At 69.0% G+C, this 24,490-nt stretch carries 23 protein-coding genes and 1 riboswitch; of the genes, 8 read left to right on the top strand and 15 right to left on the bottom strand.

The genetic code is table 11. The features are described from left to right. The first annotated feature begins 77 nt into the window (after nt 1-77). Nucleotides 78-1,352 carry an MFS transporter gene (locus GGQ96_RS04885; protein ID WP_184112014.1) on the top strand — a complete coding sequence of 425 codons (1,275 nt, stop codon included), beginning with the start codon at nt 78-80 and terminating at the stop codon, nt 1,350-1,352. A gap of 2 nt (nt 1,353-1,354) precedes the next feature. Here the strand turns inward: GGQ96_RS04885 and GGQ96_RS04880 are convergent, their stop codons facing one another. The 3 genes from GGQ96_RS04880 to GGQ96_RS04870 all read right to left on the bottom strand — a co-directional run bounded on the left by GGQ96_RS04880 (nt 1,355) and on the right by GGQ96_RS04870 (nt 5,395). Then, nucleotides 1,355-2,326, bottom strand: coding sequence for an SGNH/GDSL hydrolase family protein (locus tag GGQ96_RS04880; protein WP_184112012.1), 972 nt, complete (start codon nt 2,324-2,326; stop codon nt 1,355-1,357). Between the two features lie 117 nt (nt 2,327-2,443). After that, complete coding sequence (locus GGQ96_RS04875) at nt 2,444-4,249, bottom strand: peptide MFS transporter (protein ID WP_184112010.1); 1,806 nt, start codon at nt 4,247-4,249, stop codon at nt 2,444-2,446. 210 nt (nt 4,250-4,459) lie between these two features. After that, entirely contained in the window at nt 4,460-5,395 is a 936-nt protein-coding gene (locus tag GGQ96_RS04870) for a UDP-2,3-diacylglucosamine diphosphatase (RefSeq protein WP_246360035.1), read from the bottom strand. Between the two features lie 218 nt (nt 5,396-5,613). Here GGQ96_RS04870 and GGQ96_RS04865 point away from each other — a divergent pair, with 218 nt between their 5' ends. Next, complete coding sequence (locus GGQ96_RS04865) at nt 5,614-6,276, top strand: class I SAM-dependent methyltransferase (RefSeq protein WP_221239760.1); 663 nt, start codon at nt 5,614-5,616, stop codon at nt 6,274-6,276. After that, complete coding sequence (locus GGQ96_RS04860) at nt 6,273-6,872, top strand: hypothetical protein (RefSeq protein ID WP_184112008.1); 600 nt, start codon at nt 6,273-6,275, stop codon at nt 6,870-6,872. Before GGQ96_RS04865 ends, GGQ96_RS04860 begins: the two co-directional genes overlap by 4 nt. A 153-nt stretch (nt 6,873-7,025) precedes the next feature. Here GGQ96_RS04860 and GGQ96_RS04855 read toward each other — a convergent pair whose 3' ends face one another. After that, entirely contained in the window at nt 7,026-8,687 is a 1,662-nt protein-coding gene (locus tag GGQ96_RS04855) for an aminotransferase class III-fold pyridoxal phosphate-dependent enzyme (RefSeq protein ID WP_184112006.1), read from the bottom strand. Between the two features lie 53 nt (nt 8,688-8,740). Between GGQ96_RS04855 and asd the strand changes: the two genes are divergently transcribed. Beyond that, entirely contained in the window at nt 8,741-9,631 is an 891-nt protein-coding gene (gene asd, locus GGQ96_RS04850) for an archaetidylserine decarboxylase (protein ID WP_246360034.1), read from the top strand. A 6-nt stretch (nt 9,632-9,637) separates the two neighbouring features. Here asd and GGQ96_RS04845 read toward each other — a convergent pair whose 3' ends face one another. Next, nucleotides 9,638-10,858: a dipeptidase gene (locus GGQ96_RS04845; protein WP_184112004.1), complete on the bottom strand. Its 1,221-nt coding sequence runs from the start codon at nt 10,856-10,858 to the stop codon at nt 9,638-9,640. A gap of 60 nt (nt 10,859-10,918) precedes the next feature. Between GGQ96_RS04845 and GGQ96_RS04840 the strand changes: the two genes are divergently transcribed. Both GGQ96_RS04840 and GGQ96_RS04835 read left to right on the top strand, forming a co-directional pair. Then, entirely contained in the window at nt 10,919-11,110 is a 192-nt protein-coding gene (locus GGQ96_RS04840; RefSeq protein ID WP_184112002.1) for a type II toxin-antitoxin system Phd/YefM family antitoxin, read from the top strand. A gap of 55 nt (nt 11,111-11,165) precedes the next feature. Further along, nucleotides 11,166-11,309 (top strand): type II toxin-antitoxin system RelE/ParE family toxin, encoded by a 144-nt coding sequence (locus GGQ96_RS04835; protein ID WP_184112000.1) that lies wholly within the window; start codon nt 11,166-11,168, stop codon nt 11,307-11,309. A gap of 403 nt (nt 11,310-11,712) precedes the next feature. On the opposite strand, the gene thiC is transcribed toward GGQ96_RS04835, so the two are convergent. The 7 genes from thiC to GGQ96_RS04800 all read right to left on the bottom strand — a co-directional run bounded on the left by thiC (nt 11,713) and on the right by GGQ96_RS04800 (nt 19,012). Continuing rightward, nucleotides 11,713-13,584, bottom strand: a complete 1,872-nt coding sequence (gene thiC / locus GGQ96_RS04830; protein WP_184111998.1) for a phosphomethylpyrimidine synthase ThiC — start codon at nt 13,582-13,584, stop codon at nt 11,713-11,715. A gap of 55 nt (nt 13,585-13,639) precedes the next feature. After that, nucleotides 13,640-13,747, bottom strand: a riboswitch (TPP riboswitch). Between the two features lie 91 nt (nt 13,748-13,838). Then, nucleotides 13,839-14,879: a ferritin-like domain-containing protein gene (locus GGQ96_RS04825; RefSeq protein WP_184111996.1), complete on the bottom strand. Its 1,041-nt coding sequence runs from the start codon at nt 14,877-14,879 to the stop codon at nt 13,839-13,841. Nucleotides 14,880-14,916: 37 nt separating this feature from the next. Continuing rightward, the gene (locus GGQ96_RS04820) at nt 14,917-15,918 is read right to left on the bottom strand and encodes a ferritin-like domain-containing protein (RefSeq protein ID WP_184111994.1); all 1,002 of its coding nucleotides are present in this window, start codon (nt 15,916-15,918) and stop codon (nt 14,917-14,919) included. Nucleotides 15,919-16,246: 328 nt separating this feature from the next. Next, nucleotides 16,247-17,119, bottom strand: a complete 873-nt coding sequence (locus GGQ96_RS04815) for a MipA/OmpV family protein (RefSeq protein ID WP_246360033.1) — start codon at nt 17,117-17,119, stop codon at nt 16,247-16,249. A gap of 70 nt (nt 17,120-17,189) precedes the next feature. After that, complete coding sequence (locus GGQ96_RS04810) at nt 17,190-17,642, bottom strand: DUF2141 domain-containing protein (RefSeq protein ID WP_184111990.1); 453 nt, start codon at nt 17,640-17,642, stop codon at nt 17,190-17,192. Next, on the bottom strand, nt 17,611-18,363 hold the full coding sequence (locus GGQ96_RS04805; RefSeq protein ID WP_184111987.1) for a sterol desaturase family protein: 753 nt from the start codon (nt 18,361-18,363) through the stop codon (nt 17,611-17,613). The genes GGQ96_RS04810 and GGQ96_RS04805 overlap by 32 nt, the downstream gene beginning before the upstream one ends. Before the next feature lie 43 nt (nt 18,364-18,406). Then, nucleotides 18,407-19,012 carry a PilZ domain-containing protein gene (locus GGQ96_RS04800; protein ID WP_184111979.1) on the bottom strand — a complete coding sequence of 202 codons (606 nt, stop codon included), beginning with the start codon at nt 19,010-19,012 and terminating at the stop codon, nt 18,407-18,409. 243 nt (nt 19,013-19,255) lie between these two features. Between GGQ96_RS04800 and GGQ96_RS04795 the strand changes: the two genes are divergently transcribed. After that, a complete protein-coding gene (locus GGQ96_RS04795; protein ID WP_184111977.1) occupies nt 19,256-19,771 on the top strand; it encodes a YciE/YciF ferroxidase family protein in 516 nt (171 codons plus the stop codon). 179 nt (nt 19,772-19,950) lie between these two features. Here GGQ96_RS04795 and GGQ96_RS04790 read toward each other — a convergent pair whose 3' ends face one another. Next, on the bottom strand, nt 19,951-20,877 hold the full coding sequence (locus GGQ96_RS04790; RefSeq protein ID WP_184111975.1) for a Gfo/Idh/MocA family protein: 927 nt from the start codon (nt 20,875-20,877) through the stop codon (nt 19,951-19,953). Between the two features lies 1 nt (nt 20,878). Continuing rightward, nucleotides 20,879-21,874 (bottom strand): AraD1 family protein, encoded by a 996-nt coding sequence (gene araD1, locus GGQ96_RS04785; protein WP_184111973.1) that lies wholly within the window; start codon nt 21,872-21,874, stop codon nt 20,879-20,881. A gap of 118 nt (nt 21,875-21,992) precedes the next feature. Between araD1 and GGQ96_RS04780 the strand changes: the two genes are divergently transcribed. Then, on the top strand, nt 21,993-22,766 hold the full coding sequence (locus tag GGQ96_RS04780; RefSeq protein ID WP_184111971.1) for a FadR/GntR family transcriptional regulator: 774 nt from the start codon (nt 21,993-21,995) through the stop codon (nt 22,764-22,766). Nucleotides 22,767-23,002: 236 nt separating this feature from the next. Here GGQ96_RS04780 and GGQ96_RS04775 read toward each other — a convergent pair whose 3' ends face one another. Further along, nucleotides 23,003-24,304, bottom strand: coding sequence for a sugar MFS transporter (locus GGQ96_RS04775; protein ID WP_184111969.1), 1,302 nt, complete (start codon nt 24,302-24,304; stop codon nt 23,003-23,005). Between the last annotated feature and the right edge of the window lie 186 nt (nt 24,305-24,490).

The raw sequence follows: 24,490 nt of genomic DNA, 5'->3' as shown, positions 1-24,490 counted from the left end.
ACCGGCGCTCCCCAACCGGATGCCGGCCTTCGCCGGGATGGTGGGAAGCGTTTGGCGGCACCTAAAGCCCAATTGACATGACCGAACCCCCCCGCCCCTCGCCGCCAGACCCGTCGGTCGATCTCCCGCTGGCGAAGGGCACGCCCGCCTATCGGCGTCTGACCCTGGCCATGCTGTTCGCCGGCTTCTCCACCTTCTCGCTGCTCTATGCGGTGCAGCCCCTCCTGCCGTTGTTCGCGCGCGACTATGGCCTCAGCGCCGAAGGCGCGTCGCTCGCCGTGTCGCTGGCGACCGGACCGCTGGCGATCGGCATCCTGGTCGCGGGCGTCGTCTCCGACCGGGTCGGGCGGCGGCCGCTGATGGTCGCGGCGATGTTCGCGGCCGGGCTGCTGACGCTCGCCGCGGCGATCGCCCCGGGCTGGTATGCGCTGCTCGCGTTGCGGCTGCTGACCGGCCTGGCGCTGGCGGGGGTGCCGGCGGTGGCGATGGCCTATGTGTCGGAGGAGGTGGACGTGGCGTCGGTCGGCGCGGCGATGGGCCTCTATATCGGGGGCAGCGGCCTGGGCGGCATGGGCGGCCGGCTGGTCGCCAGCCTGGTCGCGGACGTCGCCGACTGGCGTTGGGCGCTGGCGACCGTTGGCCTGGCCGGACTTGCGATGGCCGAGGCGTTCCGCCGGCTCGCGCCGCCCTCGCGACGGTTCGTCGCCGACGATGGCGGGCTGGCGGCGGTGGCCGGCGCGGTGCGGCCGCTGTTCGCCGATCCGGGTCTGCGCCTGCTCTACCTGGAAGCCTTTCTGGTGATGGGCATCTTCGTCACTGTCTTCAACTATGTCGGCTTCCACCTGTTGGGACCGCCCTATCGCCTGAGCCAGGCGGCGGTCGGCGCCATCTTCCTGATCTACATCCTGGGATCGGCGAGTTCGGCTTGGTTCGGCGCGCTGGCGGGGCGGGTCGGGCGGCGCCAGGTCTTCCCGGTGCCGGTCGCGGTGCTGCTCGCCGGCGTCGCCCTGACCGCCGCCCGGCCGTTGGTGGCCGTGATCGCCGGCATCGGGATCGTGACGATCGGCTTCTTCGGCGCGCACTCGATCGCCAGCGCCTGGGTCGGGCGGCGCGGCGCGGCGGCGCGCGGCCAGGCGGCGGCCTGGTACCTGTTCTTCTACTATGCCGGGTCCAGCGTGCTGGGCTCGGCGGGCGGCTTCGCCTGGACGCGCGGCGGCTGGTCGGGCGTCAGCCTCTATTGCGGCGGGCTGGCGCTGCTCGCCCTGGCCGGCGCGGCGATGCTCTACCGCGTCCGGCCGCTGGCCGTGGAGCCGCCGGCCGGCGCGACCCGGCCGGTCGGCTCCGAAGGCTGAGGTCAAGCGGGGCGGGGCACCAGCCGGCCGCGCCGCCGCGCCGCCATGCCGACGAGCGCGAAGCCGGTCAGCATCAGCATCCAGCTCGCCGGCTCGGGCACCGCGAGCGCGAACTGACGGTTCATCTCCTGATAGGCGGCGCGCTGCACCGCCGCGGTCGGATGCGTGCCGTCGAACGAGAAATAGCCGGCACAGCCCGAGGCGATCGCCGCCGCTCCTGCCGCCTGGCAGGTCGTGGTCAGGTCGAGCGCGGGCAGGCCGAACCGGCCGGGATCGACCGACAGTTGGTTGAAGAAGTCGGTGAAGCTGAACCGGAACAGGGTCGTGTCGCTCGCCAGCGACAGATTGCCCAGCGCCGCATCGAGAAAGCCATTGGCCTGGCTGTTGATCGCCCCGGCGGTCGCCACCGGGAAGTCGGTGATCAGGATGTTGCGCACGCCCAGGTCGTTCAGCCGCTGCACGCTGGCTGCATATTGGCCGGCGGCGTCCCGCAGATAGGATTGCGGGTCCGCCCCGCCGATCGTGCCGGCGATCGCGCCGAACACGTCGTTGCCGCCCGCATTCAGCACATACAGCCCGTTGCGGTCGGCGGTCTGGCCCAATGCGGCTTCGTACAGGTCGATCTGCCGGGACAGATCGGGGACCGCGTCGCCATTGTCGACGATCCGCGCGCCGCCAAAGGCGAAGTTGCGTCCGCCCAGCAGCGAAGCGAGGGTCGGCCGGCCGAACAGGTCGACGCTGAGCAGGTCGGTATAGTCGTAGCCGTTGGTGAACCGGCCCTGGAAATAGCCGGCCGAGGGGGAGGGCGTCCGCCCCCCGGTCAGCGCGAAGATGTTGCCCGCATCGACCAGGCTGTCGCCGAACACGGTCAGCGAGGTGTAGCTGCCGGTGGTTCGGGTGGCGGCGGCGGGGCCCGCCAGGGTCAGCCCGAGCAATGGGGCCGCCAGCGCGGCGGCCAGGAGTGTCGCTTTCATCGGCTTCCTCTCTTCCTTGCGGCGTCGTTCACCACGCCTGCCGGAGGAAGATGCGCCGATTCCGCGTCTTAGCCAAGCGGCGAGTCGCGCCGGTCGTCCGGAGCGACTCGCCGTGGATCACTTCACGCCGTGCATCCAGCGCTTGATGAGCGGCGACAGGACCAGCAGGAACAGGCCGATGCCGACCGCGATCCAGCCGATCGTCCAGAACACGCCGACATAGGTGTCCAGGCTGACCTTCAGGTTCGTCACCTGACCGCCCACCGTCTCGACGCTGGCCACCTGCGCGACGATGCCGGCGACATATTGCGCGACCGAGATCGACAGGAACCACACGCCCATCATCATGCCGACGATGCGCGCGATCGACAGCTTGGTGATCATCGACAGGCCGACCGGCGAGATGCAGAGCTCGGCGAAGCTGTGGATGAAATAGAGGCCCGCCAGCCACCAGATCGCGACCTTGAAGCTGGGACCGGCCAGGCTCGCGCCCCAGACCAGGAACAGGAAGCCGGCGCCCACCCCGACCAGCGCGATCGCGAACTTGACCGGCACCGACGGCTCCAGCCCGCGCCGCGCCAGCGCCGTCCACAGCGCCGACATGACCGGCGCGAGCAGGATGATGAACAGCGCATTGAAGAACTGCGTCTGCCCGGCCGAGATGGAGAAGAGGCCGAACACCGACAGATCGGTGTTGCGGTCGGCGAACAGCGTCAGCGACGAACCGGCCTGTTCGAACAGCGTCCAGAACACGACGTTGAAGACGATCATCACCATCGCCGCCAGCATCATCTGGAATTCGCGACGATCGCCCTTCACCGCCGACCAGATCAGGATCGCCGGTACGCCGATCAGGAAGGTGCCGAACAGCAGCTTGCCCATCAGGGACAGGCTGGCGATGTACCCGACGATGCCCGATCCGGGCGCCGGCGGCGTCGCGTTCATCAGGTTGATGAACAGCAGGTAGAAGATCGGCACGCCGAGCAGCGCCAGCGCATAGATGCCCAGCGCCCGGTCGCGGCCGCCCTGGCGCACCGTCAGCGGCGGCTCGCCATAGCCGTTGAGCTTGCCGCCATCGAACTGGATCAGCGCCCAGCTGAACACCATGCCCGCCGCGGCCAGGCCGAACCCGGCCCACCAGCCGATCGCGTCCGCCAGGAAGGGGCAGAGCAGTTGCGACAGGAACGAGCCGAGATTGATCCCCATGTAGAAGATGGTGAAGCCGGCGTCGCGACGGCGGTCGCCCTGTTCGTACAACTCGCCGACCATGGTCGAGATATTGGGCTTGAAGAAGCCGTTGCCGACCGACACCAGGCACAGGCCGAGCAGCATGATGGTGACGTACAGGTCGCTGCGCTCGCCGCCCGCGACCAGCTTGCCCGGCGCGACGGTGCGCGCGACCGTGCCGTCCGCCGCCACCAGCGCCGCGCTGCCGTCCTCCTGGCCCTGGATCTTCAGTCGCCGGCCATTGTCGATCAGATATTGCGTCTCGCCGCCGCTCGGCGACTGGTCGACCTGCACCGCATAGCGCTGGCCATCGATGGTCGCGATCGGCCTGGCGCTCTCGCCGCCGAAGCAGAGGATGAAATAGCCGATCGACATCAGGATCGCGCCGAATTTCACCGCGCGCTTGAAGCCCAGATACTGGTCGGCCAGCCAGCCGCCGACCAAGGGCGTCAGATAGACGAGGGCGGTATAGCCGCCGTACAGGCCGGTCGCCTCGCGATCGCCGAACACGAAATGCTTGGTGAGGTACAGCGTCAGCAGCGCCCGCATGCCGTAGAAGCCGAACCGCTCCCACATCTCGGTGGTGAACAGGCGCGCCAGCTGGCGGGGATGGCCGAACCAGCTTTCCTGGGCGGCGGGATTGACATGGGTGATGTCCGGCTCGCGCGGGCTGTCCGCGGTCGGGGTGTCCACCATTCGAGATACGCTCCCTAATACACAGCGCCGGGCGCATCGGCCCGGCCGGTCATCGTCCGTGACCATTGGATGACGACGGACCCTAGCGGCAAGCGCGCGCGTGTAAACATCCTGCGCCGCCTGGCGGCGGCGGGCGGCGGTGGGCGGTCGGGCAAGGTGGGGGAGCGGCCCGCCCGCTCCTGCGCAGGCAGGAGCGTCGGGGTGGGAGCCTCAGCCGGTCACCAGCGTCGGGCGCGGCCGTTCGCGCGCGGCCAGCTCCTGCTGCCGGTCGCGTTCGGCCCAGTCGATGATCTCCATCCGGCCATCGCCATGTTCGACCAGCGCCGTGCAACTCTCCACCCAGTCGCCATCGTTATAATAGGTGATCTCGCCGAACTGGCGGATCTCCGCGGAGTGGATATGGCCGCACACCACGCCCTCGACCCGGCGCTCGGCGGCCGCGTGGGCCACTACCTCCTCGAAGCGCGAGATGAAGGCGACGGCGTTCTTCACCCGCTTCTTCATATGCGCGGCCAGCGACCAATAGGGCAGGCCCAGCCGGCGCCGGCACCAGTTGACCAGGCCGTTGCTCTTGAGCAGCAGGGTGTAGGCGCCGTCGCCCAGGAAGGCGAGCCACTTGTGGTACAGCACCACATTGTCGAACTGGTCGCCATGGATCACCAGCAGCCGGCGACCGTCGGCGGTGACGTGCACATCCTCGTCCAGCAGTTCGATGCCGCCGAATTCCAACCCGGCATAGTCGCGGAAATGCTCGTCGTGATTGCCGGGAATGTAGATCACGCGGGTGCCATGCTTGGCCATCTTCAGGACTGCCCGGACCACGTCGTTATGCGGCTGGGGCCAGTACCAGCCTTTGCGCAGTTGCCAGCCGTCGACGATGTCGCCGACCAGATAGAGCGTGTCGCACTCATGCGCCTTCAGAAAGTCGAGCAGCATCGCCGCGTTCGACCCGCTGGTGCCCAGATGCACGTCGGAGACGAAGATGGTGCGATAGCGGGTGCGGCGGGGCGCGCGCCCGTCCTCCTCGCCGCCATCGTCCCGGTCGGGCAGGGCCAGCCAGGCGGGGAGCGGCGGCGCGGCGCGGCGTGACGATGGCCGGGGGTCGCCGACGCGGGCGAAGGTCTTCACTGCGTGCATCTCGGCCATGTCCGATCCCCCGATCGCGGGACGCGCCAGCGCGCGGGCTCCGCTTTTCGTCGCCGGCACCGGATAGCAGTGCTGTGGGTCAATCCGATGCCATTCCCGTGAAGATTTGGTGGCGGATCGGTGACAGGCGGCATCATCAAAACATCGCAAAAGTGCAACCGGCCTCTGTCACAAACGACCAACCATCCGCGACACCTTCCGGTACGAGGAGTTTCTTGTTGGCGACTCAGATGAACACCGTCGGCGTGGCCAAGGCCTATGATCGTTGGGCGCCGATCTATGATCTCGTGTTCGGGGCGGTGTTCCGCCAGGGTCGGTCGGTCGCGGTCGAGGCGGCGGACCGGGTCGGCGGCCGCATCCTGGAAGTGGGGGTCGGCACCGGCATCTCGCTGCCCCGCTATCGCCAGAGCAGCCGCATCACCGGCGTCGACCTGTCCGACGCGATGCTCGACAAGGCCCGCGCGCGGATCGAGCGGCTGGGCCTGACCAATGTCGAGGCGATCGCGATCGGCGATGCCGAGCGGCTCGCCTATCCCGACCACGCGTTCGACGTGGTGGTGGCGCAATATGTCGTCTCCGCGGTGCCGCATCCGTTGCGCGCGCTGGACGAATGCGCGCGCGTCTGCCGCCCCGGCGGCGAGATCGTCATCACCACCCGCGTCAGCGCCGACGGCGGGATGCGCGGCGTGATCGAGCGCGGGCTGATGCCGGTGACCAGCCGATTGGGCTTCCGCACCGAATTTCCCTTCTCGCTCTATCGCGACTGGGTCGCCGGCCGGCCCGACATCGCTTTGCTGGAGGCCCGGCCAATCCCGCCCTTCGGCCATTTCTCGCTCGTGCGCTTCGGCAAGACGATTGGCGGCAAAGGACAGGACCAGTGAGCAATTTTCGCGCGCACCTCGCCGAACAGCGGTGGGACGACCATCGCTACTATCACCACAGCCTGGTCAACCAGAGCCTGCACTTCGTCAGCGCCTGCACCTTCATGGTCGCCTATTGCCTGTTGCTGGTCGACCCCGCGGTCGCCAGCCTGCTCGCCTGGGGCGTGGCGATGACCAGCCGGCAGGCGGGGCATTTCTTCTTCGAGCCGCGCACCTACGACCATGTGAACCAGGCCAGCCACACGCATAAGGAGGCGATCAAGCTGGGCTACAATCTCTTCCGCAAATGGGTGTTGATGAGCGTCTGGCTGTCGGTGCCGCTGGTGCTGCTCGCCACGCCGACCCTGTTCGGGGCGCTGGCGGCGCCGGCGGGGGTGATGGGCTATCTGCGCCATGTCGGGATCGGCTGGCTGTTCCTGGGGGTGGGCGCGATCGTCGTGCGTATGCTTCAGCTCTTCGCGCAGTATGACGTCGAGACGGGGCTGGTCTGGGCGACCAAGATCGTCACCGACCCGTTCAACGACTTCAGGCTGTACAAGAGCGCGCCGCTGCGGCTGCTGAAGGGCGAGCGGATCGACAGGCGCGAAGCGGCGTGAACGCGATGCGCGTCGTCTGACCCCCTCCACCCACCGCCCGGCAAAGGCCGGGACCGGTTGCGGAACGCAGAGGATAAAGCGCCAGCCTCAACCAACTGGACCCCGGCCTTCGCCGGGGTGGTAGGCAAGGGAGTGGCAGGTGGGGGGGCAACATCACGGCAGCGCCCGCCCCATCCGCACCGCAATCATCTCGCGCAGCAGGCGGCGGCGGATGCGTTTGTCGGTGGCGCCTTCGGCATGCCACCACCAGCCGCCGTCGCGCATCGCCCGGCCGGCGGCGAGGAACCGCTCGACGATCTCCGCGAACAGCGCGTCGTCGATGTCCAGGCTGAAGATCAGCCGCCCCGTGCCCACCCAGCTGAGCGCCAGTCCCGCCGCCCGGAGATGATATTGCAGCATCCAGTTATAGGCGGAGGGCGCATCGTGCAGCACCGTCCACACCGTGGTCAGATGCGCGACGCGCAGCGGCAGGTCTTCGGCGGCGAGGCGGGCGTTGAGTTGGTCCGCCCGGTCGCGCCACCGTCCGTCCATGCCGTCGTAAAGGGCCCGAACCTCGGGCGTCTCCAGCCGGCGCAGGAACGCGTTCATCGCCCCCATCACATAGGGATGGGCGTTGAACGTGCCGCGCGCGAAGCAGATGTCGCCCGGCCGATCGTCGCGCCATCGCTTCATCAGCGCCGCGCCCCCGGCCAGCACCCCGACCGGCAGGCCGCCGCCCAGCGTCTTGCCATAGGTGACGAGGTCGGGCCGCACCCCGAAATAGTCGGCCGCGCCGCCGGGGGCGAGGCGAAAGCCCATGAACACATCGTCCAAGATCAGCACGACGCCGTTCGCCCGGCAGGTCGCGGCCAGCCGCTGCAGCCATGCGGCATAGTCGGCCCGCGACACCTGCTGCCCGCCGCCCCGCCCCGCCACCAATTGCCCGTCGGACGGCGCGCCGCCATTGGCGTGCAGCGCCTGGAGCGGGTTGACCAGCACGCAGGCGATGTCGCGCCGGGTGGCCAGCACCTTCAGCGTCCGCTCCGACAGGTCGGCGAGCGTCAGCGTACCGTCGGCGGGCACGGGATTGCCGATGCCCGGCTGCACGTCGCCCCACCAGCCATGATAGGCGCCGGCGAAGCGCACCAGCCGCCGCCGTCCGGTATGATAGCGCGCCAGCCGCACCGCCTGCATCACCGCCTCGGTGCCGGACATATGGAACGACACCTCGTCCATCCCCGACAGCGCCCGCAGCCGCGCGACGGTGTCGGACACCACCGGATGCAGCGCGCCCAGCACCGGACCCAGCGGTTCGGCCATCGCGACGCCTTCGCGGATCGTCTGCTTGTAGAGGTCGTAGCCGAGCAGGTTGACGCCGTAGCTGCCGGTCAGGTCGATCAGCCGGTTGCCGTCCAGATCCCAGACCAAGGGCCCCTCCGACCGGTCGAGGAACGCGCCGATACCCAGCGCCTCGCGCACCCGCCGGCTGAACTGGAAGGGCACGCGGTAGCGGCCGGTGAACTGCAGGTCGGACAGGCCCTCGCGCGTTGCGCGGGTCAGCGCCAGCGTCTTCGGAAAGCGTTCCGCGTAGAGCGTCGCCAGCGCCTCGAACGAGGCGCGCCGCGCCGCCGCGACGGGCTCCGGCGCGCCGTCCGCGCGGAAGACGCGGTCGTCATCATAATCGTAGAAGGGCAACTGCCCCGCCACCCGCTTCGCCATGCGGACATGGCCGCCGAGCGAGGGATGCTTGGCGCGCGACAGGATGAGCCGGCGGCGACCCTTGGCGGCGGCGAGCAGGCTGGTGGCGGCCGCAAGCGGAAGCAGGAGCGGATGCATGGCGCCACCAACCCCATCGGCGTGACGCGGCGATGACAGACAGGAACAACACGATGATGACGGCCAAGGACGCCACCCGCCACCCGCGCGGACTGATGCGGCTGCTGTTGCAGGAGGACGTCAATTTCCTGCTGACCAACCGCCTGCCGCGCCGCTGGGCGACGCAGATTGTCGGGCGGATCGCGCGGGTCGAGCATCCTTTGGTGCGCATCCCCGCGCTGGCGCTGTGGCGGGCATTCGCGGGCGTCGACCTCAGCGATGCGGCGACCACCCGCTTCCGATCCCTGGGCGACGGCTTCACCCGCGCGCTGCGAGCCGGCGCGCGGCCCTATGATCCCGATCCGGCGGTGATCGCCAGCCCGTGCGACGCGATCGTCGGCGCGCATGGCCGGATCGCGGGCGACCGCGTCTATCAGGTGAAGGGCTTTCCCTATCGGCTGGGCGAACTGATCCCCGACCCCGTATTGGCCGCGCGGTTCCGCGACGGGTCGTTCGTCACGCTGCGGCTGACGGCGGGCATGTACCACCGTTTCCATGCGCCGCACGACCTGCGGGTGGAGGGCGTCACCTACCGCTCGGGCGACTGCTGGAACGTCAACCCGATCGCTCTGAAGCGCGTCGAGCGGCTGTTCTGCCGCAACGAGCGCGCGGTGATCGAGGCGCGGGTGGAGCCCTGGGGCGTGCCGATCCTGCTGGTGCCGGTCGCGGCGATCCTGGTGGCGAGCATCCGCCTGCACCTGGTCGATGCCGAGCGGTCGATCCGCGACCTGGGCGGCGCGCGGCTGGCCTGCGACGCGCCCGTCGCCAAGGGGGAGGAGATGGGCTGGTTCGAACATGGCTCGACCATCCTGGTCTTCCTGCCCGCGGGCGTGCGCCTCGCGCCCGAACTGGCGGAGGGACGGCCGATCCGGGCCGGTCAGCCCGTGGCGCGCCTGCCCGTCTGATCCGGCTTAGCGCGACAGCGGATCGGTCGCGTCGTCGGCCGGGGTGTCCGGCCGGGCCAGCGCCTCCACCCGTTCCATCAGCCGCAGCATGTTGCCTTGCGCCAGCGCGGTCAGATCGGCGTCGCGCCAGCCGCGTCGCGCCAGTTCGGCGAACAGCGCCGGATAGCCGTCGACGCCGGGCATGTCGGCCGGGCCGGTGCCGTTGATGCCGTCATAATCGCCGCCCAGCCCCACGCCGCCGCGCCCGGCGAGGCGGGCGACATGCTCGACATGGTCGGCGGCGGTGGCGGCGGTGACGTGCGGCATCGGGTGGTCCGCGTCCCACGCGAGGAGCGGCGCAGGGGATCGCGGGCCATAGACATCCGCCGGCACGCCGACGCTCTTCGCATAATCGGTCCGCGCTCGGTCCCAACCGCGCCAGTCCGCCGACAGGAAGGCGGGGTAGAGATTGACCATCACCACGCCGCCCCGCGCGCCGATCGCGGCGAGCAGGGCGTCGGGCAGGTTGCGCGGCGCGTCGGCCAGCGCGCGCGCCGAGGAATGCGAGGCGATCACCGGCGCGCGCGACGTGGCCAGCACCGATTGCACCGTCGGGTCGGCGACATGGCTGACATCGACGATCATGCCGATCCGGTTCATCTCCGCCACCACCCGCCGGCCGAAGGGCGACAGGCCGCCGCTGACGGCATCGTCGGTCGCCGAATCCGCCCAGGCCAGGCTGCGCGTATGCGTCAGCGTCAGGTAGCGGACGCCGAGCGCGTGATACTGCCGCAGCACCGAAAGCCGCCCATCGATCTGGTGGCCGCCCTCCACCCCGATCAGGCTGGCGATGCGGCCCGCGCGCATCGCCCGCCGCATCTCGGCGGCGGTGCCGGCGAGCGCCAGGTCGCGCGGGTGCTGCGCGACCATGCGGCGGACCAGGTCGATCTGCTCCAGCGTCATCTCGACCGCGCGCGGGCCGGTCACCTCGGGCGGGATCCACACCGACCAGAACTGCCCGCCGACATGGCCGCGCCGCAGCCGCGCGAGATCGGTCTGGAGCGGATGCGGCAAGGTGGCGCCGTCGCGATCGATCGCGGTCACGTCGCCGCCTTGGTGTTCGCGAAGCTCCCACGCGAGGTCGTTATGCCCGTCGATCACCGGCGTGCGCTGGAGGAGGTGCTCGACGCGGGCGGGGATGGGGGCGGTGGCGGCAGGGGCAGCGGCGAGCAGCAGGGCGAGGATCATATGCGCGTCTCCTATATCGTGATCCTCGTGGGACGACGCTCTTCACCGTGGATAGCGTGCATGGACGACATCAGCATTTCCGAACCGCGCGGTGACTTCAAGAGCGTGGTGAAGCGCGTGGTCGCCGACCGTGCGCCGCTCGCCATCGCGCGGAAGAAAGGAGGGCGTGGCGCTAGTCGCAGCCGGCGAATGGGCGTCATTGGGAAACGCCCGATCTGCTGCAATCGCTTGAAAACGCCGAGCGGTTGCTGAAAAGCATCTCCGAACCGGAGGGGGGCAACGGTTTGGAGCATGATCTAATCCAGCCATGAGGCTCAGCTTCTCATCGCGGGCCTGGTCGGAATATCTCGAATGGCAGGGCGACGACCGGCGCGGACCCTTGCGGGTCAATACGCTGCTGGAGAAATGCCGCGGCGACTCAGTTCGCGGCACCGGCATCATCTCTTCCTAGGTCCCTCAGGCGGGTCGATCTGATTTCCCAAGCCTTCAGCGCGCAGTCGGTCGGCCCATTCCGGCTTGCAGCCATGAACACGGATGCAGTCAACCTCCCCGACGTCCATGGCGCACTTCATTTGCTCGAACTCTGCATCGGTTTCCGGCTGACGGGCGACATAGCAATGTGGGGTATCGGCATAAGGCAACCATGCCAAAAGGCCGGGAGCCTCTCGTTCCCACACGCCACAAGCAAGGCAGCAACCATCCTCGACGTAAAATGGACCGGGCACATTGGCTGGATGCGGTGGCAAGCGTATCAACTCGCCACCGCTTCCACTCGTTGCCGCATGGTGGGCTGGCGACACGCGAAGAAGACTTCGCAAGATTCTTGTGAACCAACCCACCATCAGCGCTCCGCCTCAATCGACCTTTTGGTCACCCACCTCCATATACAGCTCCCGGCCGCGCTGGTGATACAGTTCGCTCATCGCCTGCATCCCCGCCTCGGCCTCTTCCGCCGCGACGAAGCTCTCGACCGGCGCGTTCTGCTTCGCCGCGAAGTCACGGACTTCCTGCGTGATCTTCATCGAGCAGAATTTCGGGCCGCACATCGAGCAGAAATGCGCGGTCTTCGCGCCCTCCGCCGGCAGGGTCTGGTCGTGGTACGACTCCGCCGTGTCGGGGTCGAGCGACAGGTTGAACTGGTCGCGCCAGCGGAAGTCGAAGCGGGCGCGGCTCAGCGCGTCGTCGCGCAGCTTGGCGGCGGGGTGGCCCTTGGCCAGGTCGGCGGCATGGGCGGCCAGCTTGTAGGTCACCACGCCGACCTTCACGTCGTCGCGGTCGGGCAGGCCGAGATGCTCCTTGGGCGTGACGTAGCAGAGCATCGCCGTGCCGTACCAGCCGATCATCGCCGCGCCGATGCCGCTGGTGATATGGTCGTAGCCCGGCGCGATGTCGGTGGTCAGCGGCCCGAGCGTGTAGAAGGGCGCCTCGCCACAGACCTGGAGCTGCTTGTCCATATTCTCCTTGATCTTGTGCATCGGCACATGGCCGGGGCCCTCGATCATCACCTGCACGTCGTCCTTCCACGCGCGGTGGGTCAGTTCGCCGAGCGTGTAGAGCTCGGCGAACTGCGCCTCGTCATTGGCGTCGGCGATCGAGCCGGGGCGCAGGCCATCGCCCAGCGAATAGGCGATGTCATACGCCTTCATGATCTCGGTGATCTCGTCGAACCGCTCGTAGAGGAACGATTCCTTGTGATGCGCCAGGCACCATTTCGCCATGATCGAGCCGCCGCGCGACACGATGCCGGTGACCCGCTTCGCGGTCAGCGGGATATAGGGCAGCCGGACGCCGGCATGGATGGTGAAATAGTCAACGCCCTGTTCGGCCTGCTCGACCAGCGTGTCGCGGAAGATCTCCCAGGTCAGCTCCTCGGCGATGCCGCCGACCTTCTCCAGCGCCTGGTAGATCGGCACGGTGCCGATCGGCACCGGCGAGTTGCGGATGATCCATTCGCGCGTGTCGTGGATGTTGCGCCCCGTCGACAGGTCCATCACCGTGTCGGCGCCCCAACGGATCGACCAGACCAGCTTGTCGACCTCGGCGGCGACATTGGAGGCGACCGCCGAATTGCCGATATTGGCGTTGATCTTGACCAAGAAGTTGCGGCCGATCGCCATCGGCTCCGATTCCGGGTGGTTGATGTTCGACGGGATGATCGCCCGGCCGCGCGCCACCTCGTCGCGGACGAATTCGGGCGTCACGTAATCCGGGATGCTCGCCCCGAAGCTCTCGCCGTCGCGGGCATATTCGGCGCGCTGCGCCCGGCCCAGATTCTCGCGCGCGGCGACATATTCCATCTCCGGCGTGACGATGCCGCGGCGGGCATAGTGCATCTGCGTGACGTTGCCGCCATCGCGCGCGCGCAAGGGCCGGCGGACCGGGTTGGGGAAGGGCTGGACGCCGCCCGACCGGTCGGGGCCGAGCTGGCCGTTATCCTCGGGCCGGACCAGGCGCGCGTCATAGCTTTCGACGTCGCCGCGCCGGTTGATCCAGCCGGCGCGCAGGCGGGGCAGGCCGGCCTGGATGTCGATCCGCGCCTGGGGATCGGTATAGGGACCGGAGGTGTCGTAGACGCGCAAGGGTGGCTCGCCCGAGGACGGATCGAGCGTGATCTCGCGCATCGCCACTTGCACGTCGGTGCCGGGCACGGGGACATGGATCTTTCGCGACCCCCGGATGGGGCCGGTGGTGACGCCGATTTCGGTACGCGCGGGCAGGTCGGCCATGTGAGTCTCTCCAAGCGCCGGAAAGCCGGGCTCGGTCCTCGCCAGTCCCCCGGACTGGTTGCGGTCTCGCCCTCCCTCCGCCGGTATCAACCGGATCAGGTTCAGCGGGTCGGAGGCTGCAGCCTCCCTCTCAAGCGCGCGTCAGCGCTCCCCCGGGGATGGCGCCAGCATAGACCCCTGGCTGCGCCGGACAAGCGAAAAGGGGCCGCGCCGGCAGGCGCGACCCCTTCCCGTCCGACCAACGGAGGGGGGGATCAGGTCGAACGAACGGTGCCATTGACGCCGGCGGGGAAGAAGCCGCCGCTGGTCGTCGACGCATTGGGATTGAGGTAGACGATGTTGAGCACCTGCTGCGGCGAGCGGACGAAGGCGATGCCGTTCGAGTCGGCCGGCACGATGTTCGACTGGAGCTGGCCGTTGACCGTGGTCGCGGCGATGCCCTGGTCGCGGCTGCCGCCCTGGCCCAGCAGGCCGGTGTTCGCGGTGCCGTCCAGCGTGTCGCGCGCCGCGCTGATCTGCCCGGCGGCGGTCACCAGCGAGGAGGTCGTCACGCCGCGCGAGTAGAGCAGGGTGCGGACCAGGCCGGCATGATAGGCCTCGACCGCATGGATGCCCGCCGCCGCCTCGATCGTCGCGGGGGTGGAGAGCAGCTGCACGCCGCCCATATAGGCGGTGACGCCGACATCCTCGAACAGATAGGCCGCGAGCAGGAAGTTGTTGTCGCTGGCATAGGGATCGAACGTGTCGTTCTGGCCGATCACCTGCGCCGCGCGCGCGGCGGCCGTGAACGCGCCGCTGGCATCGCCCGAGATGTTGATCGCCGGCATCGCCGCCGCCGAGCTGCCCAGCGCCGAGCGCAGGAAGCGGACATGGTTGATCTCGTCATAGGCGATCTCGCGGGCATATTGCGCCACGGTCGCGTCGGTGAACTGCACGCCGCGCGGCTGGCCGCTGGTGCCGGTCGCGACCGCGCCCTGCGCGCCGGTGCCGGTCATCAGATTGGAAGCCAGGCCGGTGCCGAAGGCGGCGTAGCTGTAAAAGCTGGCTTCGAGATATTCGAGGTTGAGCGCGAAGTTCAGGACATCGGCCTCGCTCACCGTGCCGGCGGTCGGGGTCGGCGTCGGGGTGGGCACGACGACGGGCGGGTCATTGTCGTCGTCGCCGCAGGCCGCGAGCAGGGACAGGCCGCCGGCCATCGCCGCCGCGCCACCGGCGGTGCGCAGGAAGGACCGTCGCGCGTCGCGCCGGGCCTTGGCCTTCTCGATCAGGTCGAGAACGGTGTGTTCGTCTTGCATGGAAGTCATTCCCTTGAAGATGGTTCTCGCTGACGGATCAGGCGTTGACGCCCGCGCGGATGGTGCCGTTGACCCCGTTGGGGAAGAAGCCGCCCATCGTCGCCGCCGCGCGGCTGAGATAGACGATGTTCAGCACCTGCTGCGGCGAGCGGCTGAAGGCGATCGACGTGTTAGGATCGGCGGGCACGATGTTGGCGACGAGCTGGGCGTTGATCGTGGTCGGCGAGATGCCCTGGTCCAGGTCGCCGCCATTGCTGCCGCCCGTGCCGTCCAGCGCGTCGCGCGCGTTGGAGATCGAGTCGGCGGCGCTGCGCAGCGCCGGGGTCTGCACGCCCTTGGCATAGAGCGTCGTGCGCACGATCGCGGCGTGATAGGCCTCGACCGCCAGGATGCCGGCGGCGGCCTGGAGGAAGGTCTTGCTGGTCACCAGCGGCGACGCACCCTTATAGGCGGTGACGCCGACATCCTCGAAGATGTACGCGCCCAGCAGGAAGCTGTTGTCGTCGGCATAGGGGTCGAACACGCCATCCGAGGCGACCACGCCGGCCGCGCGGGCGGCGGCGGTGAAGGGGCCGCTGGCGTCGCCCGAGATGTTGATGTTGGGCATCGCCACCGCGGCGCTGCCGAGCGCGCCGGCGCTGCGCAGGAAGGCGACGTGCGCCAGTTCGTCCGCGGCGATCTCGCGCGCATATTGGGCGACGACCTGGTCCTGGAAGGCGACCTTGCGCCCGCCGGTCACGGTGCCGCCGGCCGCGCCGCCGCCGCTGGCGGTCAGGTTGGCGGGCAGATAGGCGCCGTTGGCCGCGATCTGGTAGAATTGCGCCTCCAGATATTCCAGGTTGAGCGCGAAGTTCAGGATGTCTGCATCGGTCAACGTCGAGGTCTGCGCATCCGCCTTGCCCGAGGTGAAGGTCAGCGCCGCCGCGCCGCCGACCGCGAAGGCGCCGATGCCGAACGCCGCCTTGAAGAATTCCCGCCGCTCGTCGCGTCGACGGACACGATTGTCCATCGCCGCGATCAACTGTTCGCTCTCGGTCATGGTAGATCCCCTCGATGGCCGGCGCAGGGAGGCGGCGGCGGGCATTCCTCTCGGCGGCACCCCATCGTCTAGCTCCCGGGACGCGGTGCCAGGACAAGGAACGTTGCCAGCTAAGTTGTGGATGCAGGGGGAAAATAAAAAATCTAAACCGCTTTGGTGCGGTCGGTTGGGATTATACGATCCTTAATCCCTATCGGTCGGGGTGAAGGCCGCCCGCCGGCGGGGGAGGAGCGTCACGATCCCGCAAGGGTTCGCTCAAGCAGCGACGGGACACGCCCCTCCGTCAGGCCGTCGGCCGGCCACTTTTCCTGGCAGGGAAGGGGCGGCCTTAGAAGGTGTACGCCACGCCCAGCAGGCCGAGCCATTGCCCGCGCGAGCCGACGGTGCTGACCAGCGGGCTGTCGGCATAGTCGTTGAGCATCCGCCGATAGTTGACGCCGCCGACCGCCTTCCACCCGCCGAGCAGGTCGCCGGTCAGCGAATAGGTGCCGATCGCGCCCAGCGACCAGTTCTTCCACCCGCCGCGCGGATTCGCATAGACGGGCAGGCCCGACGCCAAGCTCTCCGCCTGGTCGATGCCGAAATAATAGCGGGCGTAGCGCGCCTGGGCGTGCTCGGCCGAGGCGAACAGGCCAACCGCCGCCTTGCGGCTGAGCGGCGTGAAATAGGTCACGGTCGGCTGCCAGATGCCGCTCTTGTGCGCGCCCGCCACGTCGTAGCGATAGCTGAGCGAGACGGCGATCCGGTCATAGGGGCTGGTGACGACTCCGGTCTTGCCGATGCCGACATAGCCGCCCAGTTCGATCGCGGTATCGCGCTCACCCAGCAACTTGACCTGCGGATCGTCGATCTGCTTGCGACTGGTGCGGTTGAAATTGACCACCGCGACGGGCCCGGCCTGCAGGTCGATGCTCTGCCCCGGCTGGTTGCGGATCAGGTCGACCGAGACGCGGTTGCCCGCCAACGTGAAGGCATAGCCGTTGATCGACCCGATCGCACCCGGGGCAGGGACGACGCGATAATCGTCGGACCCCTCGTAATCGGGCAGGTAGGCGCCGGCGACGCCGACCGTCACCGTGTCGCGATCGAAATCGGCGGAGACATCGGCGGCCGCTGCCGCGCTGTTCTGCTGCGCCAGCGCCGGGGCGGCAGCGGCGAGGGCCGCCGTCAACGCGGCGGCGGCGAGGATGGACGTACGCAAAGGGGAGTCTCCCGGGACCTGTTTCGCCAGCGCAACGCTGCACGGTCCGGTTCGGCTCCCTTGGGTCGGGTCAGAGGATGTAACGCATCCGGATCTGTTGCGCTTCTGCATCACTGTCGATGGTGAAGCGGGCGGCGGTGAAGCGCGGCGGGCCGAAGGCGATCGCCGGGTTGCGCGAGAAGCCGAAACCCTCGCGCGGGATGCCGGCGAGCGTATCGAGCTTGGCGTTGCCATTCTCGTCATGGATCACCGCCACCGCATAGTTGCCGTGCGGCAGGCCGGACAGGGAGAGGCCATGCTGTCCGGCGGGGATCGACCGGGTAATGGCGCGCGCGTCGTCGACGCAGGACGGGAAATTGTCCGGGTCGCTGGTCAGGCAGACGCGGATCAGGCCCTTGGCGGAGCGGAGATGGTCGATGCCGACATCCAGTCGCGCGATCGGCGCCGCGCCGATCAGCAGCGGCAGCAGGGCGAGCGCCGCCAGCCCGCGCTTATCGCGCCGCGCGCTTGGCGGCGCGGGCATGGTCGCGGGCGAAATCGCCGATGCCGCGATCGGTGCCGCAGAGACGATCCCAGTGGCGGAAATACAACCCATAATTACACCCGTACAGCTCATGATGCCGCTGATGATGGCTCGCGGTGATGAGCCACTTCCCCAATGGCCCCTTCCACATGAACCGGGGGAAAATCTCCCACCCCATATGGTTGGTGACGCCCATAATCGTCATTATAGCCAGCACGAAGCCCAATGACGTGGTCGAGATCGGAATCGCGAAGACGAGTAGCGGAATTACCACAGCGCCGGTTAGTGCCTCGATCGGGTGGAACGCCATCGCCGCCCAGGCGGTCGGCGGGCGGCTGGCATGATGGAGGGCATGGGCGAGCTTGAACGGCTTCGGGCGATGCATCCAGCGATGCGTCCAGTAGAACCAAGTGTCGTGCGCCAGCAGGTAGAGCAGCACCGATAGGGGGGCATACCAGAGCGGCATGGCGTCGCCGTCGGTGTAGATCCGGGTCCAGCCATGGTTGTGCCAGCCCCAGGCGACCACCCCGGCGGGGATGCCGTAGATCGCGGCCGAAGCCAGGCTCCAGACGATCTCGCTGCGCATCTGCGGGTCGAGCCCGCGATAGAGGCCGGGATGCTTCATGCGGGTGGCGGCCGCGAAGGCCCCCGAGACGATCAGGTAGCGGACGCCGACGATCAGCGTCATCGCCAGCGCGGACAGGAGGATGGCCAGGATCACGCGCCCGCTTCTACAGCAAGCCGGGCCGGCCGGGAACCGCCCGTCAGCGCGCCAGGATCTGCGCCAGGGTGAGCAGCGGCAGCGGCGCGACGAAGCGGAAGCCGAACTGGTCCCCCCGCGCCCAGCAGACCTTGCCGAACAGGGCGGTGTCGCAATCGGCCAGCGTCATCTGCCCGGTCTGGCCCGGTAGCGCGGGCGTCTCGGCCATCAGCTTGGCGCCGCCGGCCGAGATGTCGAGCACGGTGGCGCGGAAGCGCGCGCCGTCCAGGCGCAGCACCGCCGCCGCCTCGACCGCGAAGCGCGGCGGGCGGGCGATCAGCCCGTCGTCGCGCCGAATCTGGAAGACATTCTCCACCGGCTGGGGCTCGGCGAACTGCATTCCCGCCTTATGCCCCCGCACCCAGCGGATCACGGCATGGGCCGGGGCCAGGCCGCGCACCTCGACGATCAGCGTGTCGCCGACCGCCGGCGGCTGGGGAAAGCGCGCCATCATGCCGTGGCGCGAGATGTCATGCACCAGGCACGCGGTGTCGATCGCGCCGATCCGTGCGCGTCCGACCAGCAGCACCGACTGGTGCCGCTTGCCGCCCGTGCGCCGGTCGCCCGCCGCTGCATCAGCGGGCAGGCGCGCGTCCGCTGCCGTCACCATGGCTGTTCGATCCCCGTCTTGATCCCCGGAGACATCGGCTCCGGGACCCTTCGGATCAGTAAAGCTGACATGTTGCCAAATACTTGCGGGCGACTCCGAAAGTGGAGCAATGCGACGAACGACGATGATTCCGCCAGGGCCGGTGCAACCCGAATCGGCGCCTGCGCATTCCCCCTCCACACCACGCGACGGTCGAACGCGCGTGGTGACCCACTTTCCCCGACAGCATCAGGAGACGCCACGATGGGCCTGTTCAGCAAGGATATCGCGACGCTGGAGGATCTCTACGTCCATCAGCTCCAGGACATTTACTATGCCGAGCAGCAGATCGCCAAGGCGCTGCCGAAGATGATCGAGAAGGCCACCGACCCCGAGCTGCGCCTGGGGTTCGAGACGCATCTCCAGGAAACCCGCGGCCAGATCGAGCGGCTGGAGCGGGTGTTCGAGCTGGAGGTATTGACGGCCAAGGGCGTCACCTGCCCGGCGATCGACGGCATCATCAAGGAGGCCAACGAGGTCGCGGGCGAAGTCGCCGACAAGGCGGTGCTCGACGCGGCGCTGACCGCGGCGGCGCAGGCGGTCGAACATTATGAGATCAGCCGCTACGGCACGCTGATCGCCTGGGCCCGCCAGCTCGGCCGCGACCAGTCGGCCAAGCTCTACGCCGAGACGCTCGCCGAGGAGAAGGCGACCGACGACAAGCTGACCAAGCTCGCCGACGGCAAGGTCAACGCGGCCGCCGAGCGCGCGACCGCCTGACGCCGGACGCGCATCGGCGTTCACGCGGTAGCGGGACTGATGGCGCGCCGGGGGCACGTCCCGGTTGCCGGAGTGCTGGCGGCGGGGCGCTACGGCACGCCCGCCGGCGACCTCCTTCTTTCCGCGTGAACCCCTGCCTCTTCCTTTCGCGATCTCACGCGAAGGGAAGAGGACGCAGGTCAGTCCTCGAACGCCTCCACCGTCTCGCGCTCGCCGCGCAGAAAGGCATCGGCGACCAGGCGCAGGGGCGCGATGTCGACATCGCTCCGGCGTTCGCGGACCAAGGTCGCGAACCGGGCGTAGAGGCCCGGATATTCATGGTCATCCTGCGTCTCGGTGCCGGTCGGCAGGGTAAGCACCGATCCGCCTTTGGCCAGGTGGCAGTCGCCGGCATCGGTCTCGACCAGGATGTCCCAGGTCTGCGGGCCCGTCTGCCGCCAGTCCAGGTCCATCGCGATCGGCGTGCCGGCCGCATCGCTGAACGTCATGCGCGCGGCGATCGGCGCGGCGCGATTGGCGGGCAGCGACAGGATCGCCTCGCGCAGGAAGAAGGGCTTGGGCAGGATGCGCGTCGCGATCGACAGCGCGTTGATGCCCGGGTCGAACACGCCCAGGCCGCCCGCCTCCCAGATCCAGGCCTGGCCCGGATGCCAGACGCGCACATCCTCGCGCCAGGTGATCGTCACCCGGTCGATGCGGCGATCGGCGAGGAACGCGCGCGCCGGCTCGACCCCGGCGGCGTAGCGCGAGTGCCAGCTGGCGAACAAGGTCGCGCCGCTCGCCGCCGCTTCCGCTTCCAACGCCACGACCTCGGACAGGGTCGCGCCGGGTGGCTTTTCGAGAAAGACGTGCAGGCCCGCCGCCAGCGCCTGCACGGCGATGGCGTAGCGGACCTGGGGCGGGGTGCAGAGCGCCACCGCATCCACCGCGACCCCGGCGGCGATCAGCGCGTCCAGGCTGGGGAAATGCGGCACGTCGTCCAGCCCCGCTCCACGCGGCGACACGGTCGCGGCCAGCGCGAAGTCGGGATTGCCGGCGATGGCGGGCAGGTGCTGGTCGCGGGCGATCTTGCCCAAGCCGACGATGGCGACGCGGATCGGCTGCATCTCAGAGCACTCCGACCGTGGCGAGCGCGTCGGCCGGCGCCGGGTCGCGCGCCAGCGGATTGCGCAGCGGCAGGGTGAAGGGCGCGGCCTCGATCTCGAACACGTCGCCCGGCTGCGTGGTCACGCCGTCGGCGAAGGACAGGGTCGCGGTGCCGAAGAAATGGACGTGGACGTCGCCCGGCCGCCGGAACAGCGGATATTTGAAATGATGGTGCTCCAGGTTCGCGAAGCTGTGCGACATGTTCGCCTCGCCCGACAGGAACGGCTTCTCCCAGACGATCTCGCCATCCCGCAGGATACGGCTGCTGCCCGCGACATGGTCGGGGGTCAGGCCGACGATCAACTCGGGGCCCAGCGACGCCTGGCGCAGCTTGGAATGCGCCAGCCACAGATAGTTCCACCGTTCGGTGACATGGTCGGAGAATTCATTGGCCAGGCAGAAGCCCAGCCGGTGCGGTCGCCCGTCCGCCCCGATCAGATAGATGCCGGCCAGCTCCGGCTCCTCGCCGCCGTCCTGCGCAAAGCCGGGCATGGTCAGCGCCTCGCCCGGCCCGACCAGCTGCGTGCCGTCGCCCTTGTAGAACCATTCCGGCTGCTGCCCGATCGCGCCCGCCGCCGGCTTGCCGCCCTCGACGCCGGCCAGGAACATGCGCATCGAATCGGTCTGGGTGGTGGCCGCAGCCGCGTCGCGGTGCATCTTGTCGCGCCCCTCGGCCGAGCCGAGATGGGTCAGACCGGTGCCGGTCATGATCAGATGCGCCGGATCGTCATGGTCGATCGGCGCGATCAGTCGCGCCCGCTCCGCCGCCAGGTCGAAGGCCGCGCCCTCGCCGCAGGCCGCCACCGCGCTGGCCAGATCCTGGCCGGCGGCGATCGCCCGCTGCGCCAGCGCGCGGACCGACTCGACGCCCGGCACCACATGCGCCGCATCCCCGCGCGCGGCGATCACCGATCGAACGCCATCGGCGCCACGATGCTGCAGGAGTCGAAGGATCACGCTATTGCTCTCCACCATTTGGCTCTATTAGTCTGACAACTAGCGTGCCCGATGGACGCTGGCAATCGGCGTCGCTTGGCGGTCGATTTTTCCTTCCGGCACAGGCACACTCTCTCCGATGACCGACCCCAGCGATCCTGATCCCGCACCGCCCCCCGCCGCCCGCCGAAATGGCCGGGACACGGGGCGGCGGCTGCGCGGCGCGATCGCGCACCGACTGGGCGTCGCGATCCTGTCGGGCGAGTACAAGCCGGGCGAGCGGATTCCGGGCGAGGTCGCCTTCGCCGCCGAGTTGGACGTCTCGCGCAGCGCATTCCGCGAGGCGATCCAGGTGCTGACCGCCAAGGGACTGGTGGAAAGCCGGCCCAAGGCCGGGACGCTGGTGCTGCCGCGCGACCGGTGGAACCTGCTCGATCCCGACGTGCTGGGCTGGGCCTTCACCGGCGCGCCCGACATCGACTTCATCCGCAGCCTGTTCGAACTGCGCGCGATCGTCGAGCCGGGGGCGGCGGCGCTGGCGGCGGCGCGGCGCGATCGCGCAGACCTGAAGGCGATGCGCGACGCGCTTGCCGACATGAGCCGCCATTCGCTCGGCACCGAGGCGGGGCGGGCGGCGGACCGCGCTTTCCACGCCGCGATCCTGGCGGCGACGCGCAACGACGCGCTGGTGGTGCTGAGCGCCAGCATCGGCGCGGCGGTAGGCTGGACGACCCAGTTCAAGCAGCGGCTGCGCGCCCTGCCGCGCAATCCGATCCCGGACCATCGCCGCGTCTATGACGCGATCGCCGCGGGCGACGGCGCGGGGGCGAGCGAGGCGATGCGGCTGCTGGTCGAACAGGCGCTGGCGGATACGGCGGCGGCGGTGGAGCGGGTGCGCGGCGAGGGGGCCTGACCGGTGGGAACGGTTACGTCCCGTCCTGTCGGGTGGAATGGGTCACGTGGAGGCGCGGAGGCGCGGACGTAATCCATCTGGTGCCGCCGCTGGCCTATGATCAGCGAACGGCACCGTTCCCCGACGGACCGGATCTCCGCGCACTCTGCGCCTCCGCATGAATCGGGTCTTCGCCGTCCGGGGAGAATGGGCTGCGATACGGAAAACGAGCCGTCGTCCGTATCGCGGCCCGCCGCCTAGGCCGTGGCGACCGGCTTGGCACCCCACAGCGCATAGAACAGCACGTACAGCTCGCACGCGGCGGTCAGCAGGAACGAGGTCTGGAGTCCGTAGCGGTCGGCCAGCCAGCCCTGCACCACCACCAGCGCGCCGCCGGCGATCGCCATGATCAGCAGGCCCGAGCCCTCTTCGGTCAACGGGCCAAGGCCGCGGATGCCGAGCGTGAAGATGGTCGGGAACATGATCGAGTGGAACAGCCCGACCGAGATCAGCGCCCACATCGCGACATGGCCGGTGGCGACGCTGGCGATCAGCATGACCACGGCCGCGCCGATGCTGGCGATGGCCAGCGCGTGGCGCGCATCGATCCGCTGCATCGCGGCGGCGCCGACCAGTCGGCCGATCATCATCCCGCCCCACAGCAGGAACAGATAGTTGGATGCCTGCTGGTGGCTGAGATTGCCGATATTGGGCTGCGACACGAAGTTGATGAACAAATTGCCGACGCCGATCTCCGCGATCAGGTAGATGAAGATCGCCGGAATGCCGAACACCAGGTTGCGGTGCTTCCAGAGCGACTGGCCGCGCCGTTCCTGCTTCGCCGCGCGCTGCGTCGCCGCGCCCATCGCGGGCAGCGGGAAGCGGGCGATGACGACCGCCAGCACCGCCAGCACGGCGGCTACGATCAGATAGGGCAGCACCACCGCCTGTGCGTCGGCCAGCCGCTCCGCCGGGGTCAGCACCGTGGTGGTGCCGGCGGCGGCGGTGCCCGAGGTCGAGCGGCCGAGGATCAGATAGCCGCCGAACAGCGGCGCCAGCGTCGCGCCGGCCGAGTTGAACGCCTGCACCAGGTTGAGCCGCGACGAGGCGGTCTCCGGCGGGCCGACCACCGCGACATAGGGGTTGGCCGCGACCTGGAGCAGGGTGATGCCGCTGGCGATCACGAACAGGGCGAAAAGCGTCACGCCGTAGGAGGGCAGACGCGCCGCCGGCACCATCAGCAGCGCGCCCGCCGCCATCATGCCCAGGCCGATCACCATCGCGCGCTGGTAGCCGACCCGCTCGATCAGCTTGGCCGAGGGGATGGAAGCGAAGAAATAGGCGATGAACCAGACGCTCTCGATCAGCGTCGTCTGCGTATAGCTCAGGTCGAAGACGCTGCGCAGATGCGGCAGCAGCGTGCCGTTGATGACGGTGATGAAGCCCCACATGAAGAACAGGCTGGCGAGCAGGGTCAGCGCGGGGCGATAGGTGCCGGCGGCACCCGCCGATGGGACGGCGGCGCCGGCCGTCATGCTGCTGGGTAGGGGCGCGGGCATCGTGTCTCTCCTTGGTGCCGGACGACCGAACCCGGCCCCGGCCTTTGTTGTCAGACTAAACGTACCAAGGCCGGTGTCAATCGAGCGTGACGGGGGTTCGCTGCATACCAATCCCCCCTGTACGCGGGGCTAAACGCAGGATGGTGGAGGGGTGATGCCGGCCGCTTAGGGTGTGCCCCACACGAC

Source organism: Sphingomonas abaci, assembly GCF_014199625.1.
Classification (GTDB): Bacteria; Pseudomonadota; Alphaproteobacteria; order Sphingomonadales; family Sphingomonadaceae; genus Sphingomonas; species Sphingomonas abaci.
This window is presented reverse-complemented; position numbering and strand designations above follow the sequence as displayed.

Coding starts and splice junctions, on each gene's coding strand:
- GGQ96_RS04875 (WP_184112010.1), bottom strand. CDS start 4,249: ATGGTGGACACCCCGACCGCGGACAGCCCGCGCGAGCCGGACATCACC.
- GGQ96_RS04795 (WP_184111977.1), top strand. CDS start 19,256: ATGGGCCTGTTCAGCAAGGATATCGCGACGCTGGAGGATCTCTACGTC.
- GGQ96_RS04825 (WP_184111996.1), bottom strand. CDS start 14,879: ATGCAAGACGAACACACCGTTCTCGACCTGATCGAGAAGGCCAAGGCC.
- GGQ96_RS04810 (WP_184111990.1), bottom strand. CDS start 17,642: ATGCCCGCGCCGCCAAGCGCGCGGCGCGATAAGCGCGGGCTGGCGGCG.
- GGQ96_RS04800 (WP_184111979.1), bottom strand. CDS start 19,012: ATGGTGACGGCAGCGGACGCGCGCCTGCCCGCTGATGCAGCGGCGGGC.
- GGQ96_RS04855 (WP_184112006.1), bottom strand. CDS start 8,687: ATGCATCCGCTCCTGCTTCCGCTTGCGGCCGCCACCAGCCTGCTCGCC.
- GGQ96_RS04870 (WP_246360035.1), bottom strand. CDS start 5,395: ATGGCCGAGATGCACGCAGTGAAGACCTTCGCCCGCGTCGGCGACCCC.
- GGQ96_RS04885 (WP_184112014.1), top strand. CDS start 78: ATGACCGAACCCCCCCGCCCCTCGCCGCCAGACCCGTCGGTCGATCTC.
- GGQ96_RS04835 (WP_184112000.1), top strand. CDS start 11,166: ATGAGGCTCAGCTTCTCATCGCGGGCCTGGTCGGAATATCTCGAATGG.
- thiC (WP_184111998.1), bottom strand. CDS start 13,584: ATGGCCGACCTGCCCGCGCGTACCGAAATCGGCGTCACCACCGGCCCC.
- GGQ96_RS04780 (WP_184111971.1), top strand. CDS start 21,993: ATGACCGACCCCAGCGATCCTGATCCCGCACCGCCCCCCGCCGCCCGC.
- GGQ96_RS04840 (WP_184112002.1), top strand. CDS start 10,919: ATGGACGACATCAGCATTTCCGAACCGCGCGGTGACTTCAAGAGCGTG.
- GGQ96_RS04845 (WP_184112004.1), bottom strand. CDS start 10,858: ATGATCCTCGCCCTGCTGCTCGCCGCTGCCCCTGCCGCCACCGCCCCC.
- GGQ96_RS04820 (WP_184111994.1), bottom strand. CDS start 15,918: ATGACCGAGAGCGAACAGTTGATCGCGGCGATGGACAATCGTGTCCGT.
- asd (WP_246360034.1), top strand. CDS start 8,741: ATGATGACGGCCAAGGACGCCACCCGCCACCCGCGCGGACTGATGCGG.
- GGQ96_RS04790 (WP_184111975.1), bottom strand. CDS start 20,877: ATGCAGCCGATCCGCGTCGCCATCGTCGGCTTGGGCAAGATCGCCCGC.
- GGQ96_RS04880 (WP_184112012.1), bottom strand. CDS start 2,326: ATGAAAGCGACACTCCTGGCCGCCGCGCTGGCGGCCCCATTGCTCGGG.
- GGQ96_RS04775 (WP_184111969.1), bottom strand. CDS start 24,304: ATGCCCGCGCCCCTACCCAGCAGCATGACGGCCGGCGCCGCCGTCCCA.